Annotated in this window: 12 protein-coding genes; 6 read left to right on the top strand and 6 right to left on the bottom strand. The window is 63.7% G+C overall.

What is annotated here, in order from left to right; translation table 11 throughout:
- Positions 1-2 precede the first annotated feature (2 nt).
- Positions 3-251: a DUF2312 domain-containing protein gene (locus tag SMD31_RS03880; protein ID WP_320499410.1), complete on the bottom strand. Its 249-nt coding sequence runs from the start codon at positions 249-251 to the stop codon at positions 3-5.
- Positions 252-434: 183 nt separating this feature from the next.
- Here SMD31_RS03880 and SMD31_RS03885 point away from each other — a divergent pair, with 183 nt between their 5' ends.
- The 3 genes from SMD31_RS03885 (at position 435) to SMD31_RS03895 (ending at position 3,199) form a co-directional block, all read left to right on the top strand.
- Positions 435-1,316 carry a DMT family transporter gene (locus SMD31_RS03885; protein ID WP_320499411.1) on the top strand — a complete coding sequence of 294 codons (882 nt, stop codon included), beginning with the start codon at positions 435-437 and terminating at the stop codon, positions 1,314-1,316.
- Positions 1,317-1,457: 141 nt separating this feature from the next.
- Positions 1,458-1,748 carry a hypothetical protein gene (locus SMD31_RS03890; protein ID WP_320499412.1) on the top strand — a complete coding sequence of 97 codons (291 nt, stop codon included), beginning with the start codon at positions 1,458-1,460 and terminating at the stop codon, positions 1,746-1,748.
- Complete coding sequence (locus tag SMD31_RS03895) at positions 1,745-3,199, top strand: methyl-accepting chemotaxis protein (protein ID WP_320499413.1); 1,455 nt, start codon at positions 1,745-1,747, stop codon at positions 3,197-3,199. Before SMD31_RS03890 ends, SMD31_RS03895 begins: the two co-directional genes overlap by 4 nt.
- Positions 3,200-3,208: 9 nt before the next feature.
- On the opposite strand, the gene SMD31_RS03900 is transcribed toward SMD31_RS03895, so the two are convergent.
- Genes SMD31_RS03900 through SMD31_RS03910 form a run of 3 tightly spaced genes read right to left on the bottom strand, consistent with a single transcriptional unit; the run spans position 3,209 to position 5,524 of the window.
- Positions 3,209-3,505, bottom strand: coding sequence for a DUF1244 domain-containing protein (locus SMD31_RS03900; protein ID WP_320499414.1), 297 nt, complete (start codon positions 3,503-3,505; stop codon positions 3,209-3,211).
- An 11-nt stretch (positions 3,506-3,516) separates the two neighbouring features.
- Positions 3,517-4,644 carry a carboxylate-amine ligase gene (locus SMD31_RS03905; RefSeq protein ID WP_320499415.1) on the bottom strand — a complete coding sequence of 376 codons (1,128 nt, stop codon included), beginning with the start codon at positions 4,642-4,644 and terminating at the stop codon, positions 3,517-3,519.
- Positions 4,645-4,651: 7 nt separating this feature from the next.
- On the bottom strand, positions 4,652-5,524 hold the full coding sequence (locus tag SMD31_RS03910) for an N-formylglutamate amidohydrolase (RefSeq protein WP_320499416.1): 873 nt from the start codon (positions 5,522-5,524) through the stop codon (positions 4,652-4,654).
- Positions 5,525-5,583: 59 nt separating this feature from the next.
- Here SMD31_RS03910 and SMD31_RS03915 point away from each other — a divergent pair, with 59 nt between their 5' ends.
- The 3 genes from SMD31_RS03915 (at position 5,584) to pyk (ending at position 9,303) form a co-directional block, all read left to right on the top strand.
- Positions 5,584-6,486: a DMT family transporter gene (locus SMD31_RS03915; protein WP_320499417.1), complete on the top strand. Its 903-nt coding sequence runs from the start codon at positions 5,584-5,586 to the stop codon at positions 6,484-6,486.
- Between the two features lie 134 nt (positions 6,487-6,620).
- Complete coding sequence (locus tag SMD31_RS03920; RefSeq protein ID WP_456077531.1) at positions 6,621-7,847, top strand: glycerate kinase type-2 family protein; 1,227 nt, start codon at positions 6,621-6,623, stop codon at positions 7,845-7,847.
- A 37-nt stretch (positions 7,848-7,884) separates the two neighbouring features.
- Positions 7,885-9,303: a pyruvate kinase gene (pyk, locus tag SMD31_RS03925; protein ID WP_320499419.1), complete on the top strand. Its 1,419-nt coding sequence runs from the start codon at positions 7,885-7,887 to the stop codon at positions 9,301-9,303.
- Between the two features lie 3 nt (positions 9,304-9,306).
- On the opposite strand, the gene SMD31_RS03930 is transcribed toward pyk, so the two are convergent.
- Both SMD31_RS03930 and SMD31_RS03935 read right to left on the bottom strand, forming a co-directional pair.
- Entirely contained in the window at positions 9,307-9,759 is a 453-nt protein-coding gene (locus SMD31_RS03930) for an SgcJ/EcaC family oxidoreductase (protein ID WP_320499420.1), read from the bottom strand.
- A gap of 59 nt (positions 9,760-9,818) precedes the next feature.
- Entirely contained in the window at positions 9,819-12,479 is a 2,661-nt protein-coding gene (locus tag SMD31_RS03935) for a DUF2339 domain-containing protein (protein ID WP_320499421.1), read from the bottom strand.
- Positions 12,480-12,481: the final 2 nt, after the last annotated feature.

Genomic DNA, 12,481 nt, shown 5'->3' on the forward strand with positions numbered 1-12,481 from the left:
CGTCAGGCCACCATGCCGACGGCGCGCATGTAGATGTCGAGCAGTTCTTCCTGCTCCTGGCGGTCGTTGGGTTCCATTTTGCGCAGCCGGATGATCTGACGCATGATCTTGGTGTCGAAACCGTTGCCCTTGGCCTCGGCATAGACTTCCTTCACGTCGCCGGCGATGGCGGCCTTTTCCTCTTCCAAGCGCTCAATGCGCTCGATGAAGGATTTGAGGTGGTCTGCAGCAATGCCACCGGAATCGGCCATGGATATCTCCTGAAAATCAGATGCCGCGCGGGAATCGTGGCGCGGTCGAATCGGGCGGGACTTTAGCGGTGCCTCGGGGGTGGAACAAGACGGGAAAGCCTGTGGATAACGTGGATTGCGGGGCCATCTTGCGGGGCGCCCAGCTTCCGGGCAGAGTGCCGCCGTAATTGGCCCCGGATTCCCATGCCACTCACCCATATCGCCCTGGCCGTCTTCATCCAGATTCTCTGGGGCCCGATCTATACCCTCGCCAAACCGGTGGTCGGCGACTGGTTTTCGCCCGTTCTTCTGGTGACAGTCGTCTATGCGACCGTGGCCCTGCTGCTCTCGCCCTTCTATCCGCGCGCCAAGACGCCCCGGCGAACCCTTTTCATTCTCGCTTTCTTCGGCTGTACCCTGCAAAGCACCGCGGTCTATTACGGCCTGAAGCTGCTGCCGGCATCGATGGCGGTCCTGTTGATGCAGCTGTCGGTCCCCGTCGCCATCGTCGCCTCCTGGGTGCTGGGGCGCGACAAGCCCAATCTCAAGAACGGCCTCGGCGCCCTGTTGTGCCTCGCCGGCGTCGCTGTCGTGGTGGGCAAGCCGGACGCCACATCCGCCTATCTCGGCATTTTCGCGATGCTGGTCTGTGCGATCTCCTGGGCAACGACCCAGGCGGTCATCCCGGTGGTTGCCAAGGATCACGGCACCGCGCTCTATGCGGCCCTTGCCCGCTATGCGACACCGCAGATGATCGTTGCGGCCCTCCTGCTCGAGGGGCAGGGCCTCATCCCCACCATCCAGGCGATCCCGCTGCAGGGCTGGCTGGGCGTGGTGGGAATCGCGGCCTTCGGCTTCGCCCTTCCCTATTCCATCTGGTATTGGCTGCTGATGCGTCACCGGGTGGATGAGCTCACCCCCTTCACCCTCCTCATGCCGGTCTTCGGCGTGGTGACAGCCACGTGGCACCTGGGCGAGCCGCTTTCCGAAGGAATTATCCTTGGCGGCGGCATCATCCTGCTGGGCCTTGGCATCATCGTGTGGCGCGGCCGGCCGCGGATCGCCCCCATCCCGCCCGCGCAGTAAAGGCGCCGGATAAACCGCCCGGATCTCCGCCCCGTTAAGACTGTATTCGTACCTGACGTGTAGTCTTTTCCCATAACGGACAGCCAGAACGGCGTCGGGGGAGGGAAAATGCGTTCCAGAACAGACACATGGCGATGCTGCTTGCCTGCTGCCGCCCTGGCGGCGCTGGGACTCGCCATGGTTGCCGGCGTGCAAATGATGCCGCGCGCGGTGGCGAATGCACCCGTTGCCGTTTTCGTCTGGCAGGGCGATGCCCTGGCCAGCGTCATCGGAGCCGGCGGGCGAATGCTAGGCCCGGGCGGCTTGCCGGGATCGATTATCGCCATCGGCGACACACCTGACTTTGCCAATCGCCTCTATGCGTCCGGCGCCAGCCTCGTGCTGCGCGCGGATGCCTCTCTCGGCTGCTCAGCAGAAAGGATCGGGTCATGAACTCCATCGACAGCTTGCGCGCACGCGTGGCGCGGATCCTTGCCATCTATATCGGGCTGCATTTGCCGCTGATCGCCGCCATCGAAGGGCTGGTCGGCGGTGGCATCGGCTGGCTCACCGGTATCGCGCTGGCAGTCACCATCGTCATCGCGGTGGCGAGCCTTGTGACATCGGGATTGAGCCTCCATCTCCTGCTCTCGACCGCACTCATGCTGATGATCGGCCTCATCGTTGCCGCCATGGAGGGCCAGGTCTGGCAGATCGACATTCACATGTATTTCTTCGCGGCGCTTGCCATGCTGACAGCCTTCTGCGACTGGCGGGCGATTCTTGCAGCGACGCTGACCATCGCGCTCCATCATCTGCTGCTCAACTTTATTTTGCCCGAAGCCGTTTTCCCTGGCGGTGCTGATTTCTTCCGCGTGGTCCTTCATGCCGTCATCGTGCTCATCGAAGCGGGTGTGCTGATCTGGGTCTCGCAGCATCTGGCGCGCGCCCTTGACCAGGCCGCCATCTCGCTCGATCAGGCGGAATCGGCGCGTCAGCAGGCCGAACACGCAGCCCAGCATGAGCGGGAAACCGAGGCCCGCACCAAGCAGGAACAACGCGAGATCCTCGCCCGCGTCGCCCGTGATTTCGAGCGCGCGGTGCAATCGGTGATCAACGAAGTGACCGCGCGCACCGGCCAGGCGGCCACCATGGCCGATGGCATGACACTCGTCGCCCGCGACAATGCGGCAAAGGCCGCCCAGGCCGCCGAGGCCTCCGGCGCCACCACCGGTGATGCGCAAGCAATCGCCGCGGCCGCTGAGGAACTCACAGCCTCCGTTGCTGAAATCCAGCGCCAGGCGCAACGGTCGAACGAGATCACGGCCCGCGCCGTGGAGCAGGCGGGCCTTACCTCCTCCTCCGTGGCGGAGCTTACCAGCGCCGCGCAGAAAATCGGCGACATCATCCATCTCATCAACGACATCGCCAGCCAGACCAATCTGCTGGCCCTGAATGCGACCATCGAAGCCGCGCGCGCGGGTGAAGCCGGCAAGGGTTTCGCCGTGGTGGCGGGCGAGGTGAAGTCCCTTGCCGGACAGACGGCCAAGGCGACCGAAGAAATCTCGGCCCAGATCGGCGCCATCCAGGTGGCGACCAGCAAATCAGCCGAAGCCATTCGCTCCATCGCCGACATCATTGGCGAGATCAGCGGCATCGCACAGGAGATCAGCTCGTCGGTCGAGCAGCAGAACCAAGCCACCCGCGAGATCGCCAATTCGGCGCAGAGCGTGTCGCTACGTACCGGCGAGACGACCGAGATCATCAGCAATGTGCAGGCCGCTGCCAGCGACACCGGGAGCACGGCGACCGAGGTTTCGACCGCCGTGCAGAGCCTTGTCGCACAATCAACACACCTCCAGGAGGAAGTGCAGCGGTTCCTGCGCTCACTGCCGACGCACTGACTCTTGGCCTCAGTGCTGGGGCTTGTTCTTTTCGTAAGCAGTCTTCTTGTCGGCCGACGCCTCGGACTGATACTTCGCCTTCCAGTCGTCATAAGGCATGCCATAGACGATTTCGCGTGCCGCCGGATCGGTGATGGCAACGCCCTTTGCCTCGGCTGCCTCGCGGTACCAGCGCGACAGGCAGTTGCGGCAGAAGCCAGCGAGGTTCATCAGGTCGATGTTCTGCACATCGGTTCGTTCGCGCAAGTGCTGCACCAGGCGCCGGAAGGCAGCCGCTTCGAGTTCGGTCTTGGTCGGTTGATCCATGGCACACACCTTCAAAAAGTCGTCGTTTCCTCGATCAGGCGGTCAACCACCCGCTGCAGCGCCGCGCGCGGTTCGAGACCGGCCTTGATGGCGGCAGTATAGACCGCCAATTGTCGATGTGCACTGGTACCGCGCTGCAGAATGACCCTGGCATGCGCCAGCTCCGCCGAGCAGCCAAAGAACGCCGCATCTTCGGACAGGAGATCGATCAGCTCCTCGATGAGATCGTGCATCGGCACGATGCGACCCTTGCCGAAATCGACCAGTCCTTCGTCCAAACCGTAACGCTGTGCCCGCCACCGGTTCTCGTTGATCAGCATCGCGTTATAGCGCCGCCAACGCTGATTGCTGCGGCGCAGGCGATAGAGCATGCGCAGGATGCAGCGATACATGGCCGCGATACTGAGCGTATCCTCGAGCAGCGTGCAGGCGTCGGATATGCGCATCTCCAAGGTGGGGAAGCGCGCCGAGGGGCGCAGGTCCCACCAGATCTTGCTGCCATCCTCGATCAAACCGGCACTGATGAGCACATCGAGATGGCGCTGATATTCGCCGAATGAGTCGAATATCTCCGGCAGGCCCGTGCGCGGGAGTTCGTTGAAGACGGCGAGGCGATAGGATTTGAGCCCGGTATCGGCGCCGCGCCAGAAGGGCGATGACGTCGAAAGGGCCAGCAGATGCGGCAGGAAATAGCTGGCCTGGCTCATCAGATCGATGCGCAGTTCCGGATCCTCTATGCCGATATGGACATGCATCCCGCAAATGAGCAGACGCCGGACAGGTCCGCCGATGTCGCGGGCCAAGGCGTTGTAGCGTTCCTTGTCGGTATGTTTTTGCCCGCCCCAATCGGCAAAGGGATGGGTCGAAGCTGCAACGATGGCAAGTCCGTGTTTGGCCGTTACTTCGGCGAGCGTTCCCCGGAAGTGTTTCAATTGTGATCGGGCCTCGGCAAGGCTGCTGCAGATGCCCGTGCCGATCTCGATCTGCGAGCGCATGAATTCGGGGCTGACGTGCAGGCCCAAAGCCGCCTGCGCCTCCTCGAAAAGCGCTGGTGATGGGTCAGCGACCAGGTCGCGGCTCACGCGATCGACCAGGAGGTATTCCTCCTCGATCCCCAGCGTGAAAGCCGGATCGCTCATCGGCGCCTCATTTCCTTTGCGGGAAAATTGTGGGATCGATCAGCAATCCCTTGACCGCAGTCTCTAGCTTGGCGGTCCAGCGGTTGACGCCCGCCTCGTCGCTGATGAGATCCTGGCGGATTTCAATGAGGGCATGTGGCAGCCCTTGCGCCTCGGCGTGATAGATGATCGAGAAGCCGTGCTCGTCGCGACCCGAATACGGCTCGTTGTCGCCCACCACCACATGCGGCAGTTGAGCCAGCCGCTGCATCAACGGAATCGGCAGGCGCGCGTCGCGATTCCACAGCACGCCGAAATGCCAGGGCCGCTTGAAGCCGTTCATCACCGGCGTGAAGCTGTGCAGCGACAGGATCGCTGTCACGGGTCCCGCCTCGCGCTTCTTCTTGATGAGGTCGGCGACGGCGAAATGATAAGGCTTGAAGATCTCCTCCGCACGATGTGCACGGGCAAGGCCGTCGAGCCCGCGATTGCCAGGCACAACGATGCGATCGGATTCCTGGGCGATCGAGGTGGGGTCGTCGAGCCGGCGGTTGCAATCGATGACCAGGCGCGAATAGTTGGAGAGCACGCAAGGGGCATCGAGATTGCGCGCGAGGATGGCGGCCACATTGGCAATGCCGATATCCCAGGCAATATGCTGTGCCAACTCACCCGGCGTCAGCCCCAGATTGCCGAGCTTGCGCGGTATGGCACGCCCGGCATGGTCGCAGAAGATGACCAGCGGCGCCTGGCCGTTTTCGTTGAGCAGGGTGAAGGGTGGTGGGTCGCCACGACCCAGGAGGGGCTCGGAATCTCTGTTCAAAGACGTGGTCTCGCCATGCGTTTCGTGCAATTGACCGTCATTCGGCTCCAGCATAGAAGAGGCGGAAGTATCTGTCATCCGGGCCCTGTCATCCGGATGCTGTCTCCCCTGCACCGATTGCCAGATCCAGAAAATTCATGACGAAAACAGGCCATTCCGCCGATCGCTTCGCCCTGCCCATCCTGATTCTGGGGGCGATCATGATCTCGTTCTCCGGAATTTTCGTGAAGCTGTCGGAAGTCGGCCCAACCATGACCGGCTTCTACCGCATGTTCCTGGCCCTACCGGTCTTTGCCATCTGGGTGCTGCTGCACCGGCCAAAACAGGCCCCCAACCGTGACGCGCGGCGGCGCGCGCTGAAGATCACCGGCTTTGCCGGTTTTTCGCTGGCGGTCGATCTCATCGCCTGGCATTGGTGCCTGCAATTCGCCAGCGTCGCTGCCGCGACCCTCATGGGCAATACCGCGCCACTCTGGGTGGCGCTGGTCGGCTTCCTGTTTTTCGGCGAACGGTTCGGCCTGCGCTTCATTCTTGGGATGGCGGCGGCATTCGGCGGTGTTTGGTTGCTGCTCGCGGGCGGTGAGAAGCCGCTCGATGTCCATGACAGCCTGGCCTTCGTCCTCGGCATGATCGGCGCCATCACCTATGCCGGTTACTTGCGCGGCGGCAAGATGGCGCGGGCACATCTCTCGACGGCCGAGGTAATGCTGTGGGGGTCACTGACGGCGAGCCTCATCCTGCTGCCGGTCGGCCTCCTGACCGAAGACAAGATCCTGCCGCAGAGCCTTAATGGCTGGGGCGCTGTGTTGGGTCTGGCGCTGGTCAGCCAGACCATCGGCCAAAGTCTCATCAACTGGGCGGTAGCACATCTGCCGGCGGCCTTCTCGTCGCTGACCTTGCTCATCAACCCGCTGGCATCGGCGGTCTTTGCCTGGATTCTGCTGGGCGAGGGTCTGGGGCCCTGGCAGATCCTGGGCGGCGCCATCGTCCTCGGAGGGATCTTCCTCGCCAAACCGCCTGTGGCGGCGCCCGCGGAATAGCCCTTTCACGCCGCAGAAGGGCGCAAAGGCGTCGCCGCCTTGCTTGACCCCCAGCCTCCGGCATTCCTACTGTCGCCCCACGTTCGAGCAAGGGGAAAACCGTGAGCACCACCGAAATCGACCTTTTGCGGCGCATGTTCGCCGCCGCCATCGGCGCCGTTGATCCGCTGAAGATCCTGGCCCCGCACCTCCCGGCCCGGCCAAAAGGCCGCGTCGTGGTGGTCGGCGCCGGCAAGGCTGCGGCGTCGATGGCCCGGGCGGTCGAGGCCGCCTGGGAAGGGGCCATCGATGGGCTGGTGGTCACGCGCTATGACCACGGCCTCCCCTGCCGAGCCATCGAGGTGGTCGAGGCATCGCACCCAGTTCCGGACGCGCAAGGCCAGGAGGCCGCGCGCCGCATCCTCAAGAAGGTCCAGGGCCTCGGTCCCGACGATCTGGTGCTGTGCCTCGTGTCCGGTGGTGCCTCCGCCTTGCTAGCTGTACCAGGCGACGGCCTTACCCTTGCCGACAAGCAGGCGGTCAACAAGGCGCTGCTGAAATCGGGCGCCAACATTGCCGAGATGAACTGCGTGCGCAAACATCTCTCGGCCATCAAGGGTGGGCGTCTTGCAGCGGCCGCCTACCCGGCGAAGGTCGTGACGTTGCTCATTTCCGACGTGCCGGGGGACGATCCGTCCGTGATCGGTTCAGGCCCCACCGTTGCCGATCCCTCAAGCCGCGAAGACGCCATGGCGGTCTTCAAGAAGTACGGCATGGAGATGCCGCCGGCCGTGCAGGCGCATCTGGAAAGCCCGGCTTGTGAAACGCCCAAGCCCGGCGACAAACGTTTAGCAAATTGCGAAACACGCATGCTGGGAACGCCCCAGAATGCTCTGGAGGCAGCCGCCAAGGTGGCCGCCGAAGCCGGCTTCACGCCGCTCATCCTCGGCGATCTCGAGGGCGAGGCTCGGGATGTGGCCCTGGTCCATGCTGGCATTGCCCGGCAGGTGGCCAAGCACGGCCAACCCGGCAAGCCGCCGCTTGCCCTCATTTCCGGGGGCGAAACCACGGTGACCGTGCGGGGGCAAGGCCGCGGCGGGCGCAATGCCGAGTTCCTGCTGGCCCTGGCGGTCGCCCTGGGCGGGCAGGCGGGAATCTATGCCGCAGCCGGCGACAGTGATGGGATCGATGGGACCGAGGACAATGCCGGAGCCGTGCTGACCCCCGACAGTATCGCCCGGGCCGCCGATAAGGGCTTGAGTGCAAAGGCCATGCTGGCCAACAATGACGGCTATGGATTCTTCTCGGGCCTGGGGGATCTGATTGTCACGGGGCCGACGCGAACCAATGTCAATGATATCCGTATCATCCTGATCAAGTAAGAAGAAAGAAGCGGTTCCAACCCATGAGATTTGAACCATGAGACGTCAGCGCAAGGCCAAGATCGTCGCGACCCTGGGTCCCGCTACGTCAACACAAGCAGAGATCGAAGGTCTCTTCCTGGCCGGGGTCGACGTCTTCCGTCTCAATTTTTCCCACGGCAGCCACGCCGATCACAAAAAGCGCTATGACATCATCCGCTATATCGAGCAGTCGACGAAGCGGCCGATCGGCGTGCTGGTCGATCTGCAGGGACCAAAGCTGCGCGTCGGCCAGTTTGAGAATGGCTCGGTCACCCTGGAACCGGGGCAGAAATTCCGCTTCGATCTCGACCCCGCTTTGGGCAATGAGCATCGTGCGCCGTTGCCGCATCCCGAGATTCTCTCGGCCCTGCGGCCGGGTGTGACGCTGCTGCTCGACGACGGCAAGCTGCGCATGCGTGTGCGCAAGGCCGCCAAGGATGCGGCCGAATGCGAGGTCGAAATTGGCGGCACGCTATCCGACCGCAAGGGCGTCAATGTGCCTGACGTGGTCTTGCCGCTGTCGCCCTTGACCAAGAAGGACCGGACCGACCTCACATTCGCGCTGGATCTCGGCGCGGATTGGATCGCCCTCTCTTTCGTGCAGCGACCGGAAGATGTCGCCGAGGCGCGAAAGCTGATCCAGGGTCGTGCCCGCATCATCTCGAAGCTGGAGAAGCCCGCGGCGATCGAGCGGTTGGACGAAATCGTCGAATTGTCGGATGCCGTCATGGTGGCACGCGGCGATCTCGGTGTCGAAATGCCGGCCGAAGACGTGCCGGGCCTGCAGAAGCGCATCATTGCCGCCTGTCGCCTCGCCGGCAAGCCCGTGGTGGTGGCGACGCAGATGCTGGACTCGATGGTCAACGCACCGACGCCGACCCGCGCCGAAGCCTCTGACGTGGCAACGGCCGTCTATGACGGCGCCGATGCGGTGATGCTGTCGGCGGAAACCGCCAGCGGCCGGTTCCCGCTGGAATCCGTCAGCATGATGAATCGCATCGCCGAGCGCGTGGAGCGCGATCCGTTCTACCGCCGTATCCTCGAGGCGCAACGCCTCGACCACGAAGCCACAGCCTCGGATGCGATCAGCCAGGCGGCGGCCCAGGTGGCGCACACATTGTCGGCGGCGGCCATCTGCACCTACACCACCTCTGGCTCGACCGGATTGCGCATGGCGCGCGAAAGGCCGGATGCGCCGATCCTGTGCCTGACGTCGAAACTGCAGACCGCCCGCAACATGGCCCTGGTCTGGGGCACGCATTGCGTGGTGACCGCCGACATCAAGCGCTTTTCAGAGATGGCCGAAAAGGCCTGCCGCATCGCGCTGCGTGAGGATTTCGCCAAGGCCGGCGAGCGCATTGTGGTGACCGCCGGCGTGCCTTTGGGAACGCCCGGCTCCACCAACATCCTGCGCGTGGCCTGGGTCGAAGAATAGGCGTCAGCTGAGCAGGGCGCGCAGTTCCGCCGTAATCTCTGCCGCCAACGCCGGCTGGCCATGGAAGGCCGCCGGCGTGTTCTGGAACAACTCGATCCGCCATCCGTCGCTCTGGTTGCGCACCAGCAGCGACTGGATGGCATTGAGGCCAGGGGTGATGTCGCCGGCACCGCGCGGGATCAGACCGGCGATGGCGCGGAGCAACACGACATCGGCCGCCAGCAACCGGACCTCGCGAATCTTGGCGACATAGACGGGCGTCGGATGATCGGCGAAGATCGATGCCAAATGGGCCGCGATCTCGCGACGGCCGTTCACGCTGCTGCCGTCGAAGCCGACAATGCTGCCTTCGGACGAAAAGAGTGCCGCAAAGCCCAGCCCGTCGCGCCGGTCCCAGCAATCCAGCAGCCGTCGATAGAGCGCACGCACCGCGGCATCAGGTGAATGATCCGTCATACCGTGACTTTAGTGGCGACCCCGCGACTGCGGCAACATCAACTCCTCCGACAGAAGGCCTATTCCGCTTTCACACGGAACAGAATCCGCTGGTAGAGATATCCGATACCGATCAATGCGACACCGAGGCCAAGGAAGCTCGCGACACGGTAGAGTCCGGTGAGATCGGATGCATCGACCAGTCCCACCTTCAGCACGGTCAGCAGCACGACAACCGCCGAGGCATAGCGCAGCGGTTGCGAACGCATCTTGACCCCGAGCCCCAGCAACGCCACGCCGTAAAGCGTCCAGGCGGCGGAATAGCCATAGAGTTCGCCATCGGTCGTGGTGGGTCCGCTGAAGAACGATATTGCGATGTAGCCGCCATGGAACAGCTGCCGCACCAGCAGACTGACGGTGATGAAGCCAAGGACCAAGCCGTAAACCCCCGCCACCCGATAGCCGATGCTGCCCTTCCACCCCAGTTCGGGGCGCCGCATCAGCACGGCGGCGAATCCCAGGCTGAGCAATGTCGGCAAGCCATAGATGGCGCTGATGCGATTGATGAAGGCCGTGTCACCGACGTAAATGTGGTTGAACAGCGGATGCTCGAAGAAGAGGGGGAACAGGAGCAGCCACAAGCCGGCGATGCCGGCCACCACCAGCGCGGCATCATAAAGCACCGGCGCGCGACGCCGGTCGCCGATCGGGAACAGCGCCAGCGCCACCAGCAGCCAGGCGATTGCCTGCACACCATGGGCGAGGAATTCCGGATCCGCCACATCGATATGGGCGAAGAAATGATCCACCTCGAGCCCGATCAGGCCGAAACCGAGCGCTGCTGCCAGGACCTGCAGCACGCGGCGCAGCTTTTGTTCCGGCGTCTGCGCCAGCAGGTAGGCTGTGACGATGAAGCTTGCCATCGGCAAACCCAGGCCATAGAGCAGCCAGTTGAAAACCAACATGTCGCCCGCCGGAAAATGGGAGAACCAGATGCCGCCCAGGATAAGTGCTGCACCCACCCAGATGGCCCGCCGCAGCCAGGCAACATCAAGCCGGTTCGCCACCCAGGCGATGATGGGAAGCTCGAGCGACCAGGCGACAGGCACCCAGGCATTCTCCAATTGCATCGGGATGGCAATGGCGATGAAACCGGAAACGGCCAGGCAATGCAGCGCGAAGGCGCCGACATAGCGATCGTCGGAGCGGCGCAGATGATCGAGGCGCTGGGCGAGCCCCATATGAATGGCAGCCAGCGCGACGGCCAGAACCGGCCAGGACAGCAGGAATTGCTGGTCGCGCAGCACCCAATAAGCGGCACCGAAGACGAAGCCGGACCCCAACGTGGACAGCGCCGCCCAGCGGGTCGGATACCGTGCGCCATGGATGAAGTACCAGCCGCCAAGCAACAGGGCGCCACCGAAAACGAGACCGACACCGATGATCTCGCCACTGCGCGTCGCCACGGCACCCAGCGCGTAATCCCAGCTGTTGCCCGGCCACAGAGCAAAGGCCGCAATCAGGATCGCGGTGCCGAGATAGGCCGGCACATCCTCCGCCGTCCACAGCCGCGCGACGACGAGATGGCTGAAGACGAGCGTCAGCGCGAAGACCCAGTTGAGCAGCGTGAAGTCGGTGACGGCCAGCAGAAAGGCCACAGCCAGGAAGCAGGCGATGGAGGTGCCACGGGTGGTCCACAGCATGGCTGACGAGCGCACGGCGCCGCCGCCGCGTTCCATCGCCCAGATCGCCGTCCAGGAGGTGGCGATGATAAAGAGTGGGATGCTGTAGGCGCGGACGATGCCGTGATCGAAGATGAGCCCGACCATGGAGACGAAGGCCCAGATGAGGCCGCCGGCATTGGCAATCGCCGCCTGGTACCACCAGCCGCGCTTGTTGAGAAGGGTGAGGCCACCCAGCTGCAGCAGATAGAGGAAGACGAACAGGACCGGCAGATTGGGTTCGCTGCTCGAGACGAAGAGTGGTGTGAGAAAACCGCCGGCAAAGGCCACCAGTGCCACGAATGGCCCCTCGCGCAGTGCCAGGGCGATGGCAGCGAAGGTGAGTGCCGCCAGGGTGACGAAGGCCAGCGCGGGCGGAATCAGGTCGTAAAGGGCGGTTGCCGAGAAAAGGCTGGCATAGAGGACCGCGACGGAAGCGGCGGTGAGGGCCTGGCCGAGATTGTTGGATTGCGTGCGCATCCACTGCGCAACACCCAGCAGCACCAAGCCGAAAAGAATGCCAAGACCGATACGCACGCCGGGCGACAGCCATCCCTGCTCGATCGAATATTTGACGAGGAAGATGCCAGCCAGCGCCAAGGCAATGCCGCCCAGCCAGCCATAGATGCGCCCACCCAGGCGCCCTTCGAAATCCTTGGGGGCAGCGGGTTCCGGAGTCGCCGGCGCAGCCACGGGTTCTTCGACGCTAGGGACGTGAGGGACAGCGGCCACAGCAGCGACCGCTACCGCGGCGGGGATCTCGGCGGGCACGTCCAGAGGCACGTCAGGCCGCACCTCGGGGACTGACACGACAACGGCTTCAGGCGCCGGCGCTGGAACCGGCACAGCGGCAACGCCGCGTTTGAGAACGGCCACTTCCTGGCGGAGGGCTGCAAGTTCGCGGTCCAACCGCACGCCGCGCCGCCACGAGATGAAGGACACGAAGGGCATGACGAAGATGGCAAAGCCACCAACGGCAAAGCCGATCAGCCCCAAGAGGATTTCCAAGGCGTCGTCCATGA

It is taken from the genome of Dongia rigui, from assembly GCF_034044635.1.
GTDB lineage: Bacteria > Pseudomonadota > Alphaproteobacteria > Dongiales > Dongiaceae > Dongia > Dongia rigui.

Coding starts and splice junctions, on each gene's coding strand:
- SMD31_RS03880 (WP_320499410.1), bottom strand. CDS start 251: ATGGCCGATTCCGGTGGCATTGCTGCAGACCACCTCAAATCCTTCATC.
- SMD31_RS03885 (WP_320499411.1), top strand. CDS start 435: ATGCCACTCACCCATATCGCCCTGGCCGTCTTCATCCAGATTCTCTGG.
- SMD31_RS03895 (WP_320499413.1), top strand. CDS start 1,745: ATGAACTCCATCGACAGCTTGCGCGCACGCGTGGCGCGGATCCTTGCC.
- SMD31_RS03900 (WP_320499414.1), bottom strand. CDS start 3,505: ATGGATCAACCGACCAAGACCGAACTCGAAGCGGCTGCCTTCCGGCGC.
- SMD31_RS03905 (WP_320499415.1), bottom strand. CDS start 4,644: ATGAGCGATCCGGCTTTCACGCTGGGGATCGAGGAGGAATACCTCCTG.
- SMD31_RS03910 (WP_320499416.1), bottom strand. CDS start 5,524: ATGACAGATACTTCCGCCTCTTCTATGCTGGAGCCGAATGACGGTCAA.
- SMD31_RS03915 (WP_320499417.1), top strand. CDS start 5,584: ATGACGAAAACAGGCCATTCCGCCGATCGCTTCGCCCTGCCCATCCTG.
- SMD31_RS03920 (WP_456077531.1), top strand. CDS start 6,621: ATGTTCGCCGCCGCCATCGGCGCCGTTGATCCGCTGAAGATCCTGGCC.
- pyk (WP_320499419.1), top strand. CDS start 7,885: ATGAGACGTCAGCGCAAGGCCAAGATCGTCGCGACCCTGGGTCCCGCT.
- SMD31_RS03930 (WP_320499420.1), bottom strand. CDS start 9,759: ATGACGGATCATTCACCTGATGCCGCGGTGCGTGCGCTCTATCGACGG.
- SMD31_RS03935 (WP_320499421.1), bottom strand. CDS start 12,479: ATGGACGACGCCTTGGAAATCCTCTTGGGGCTGATCGGCTTTGCCGTT.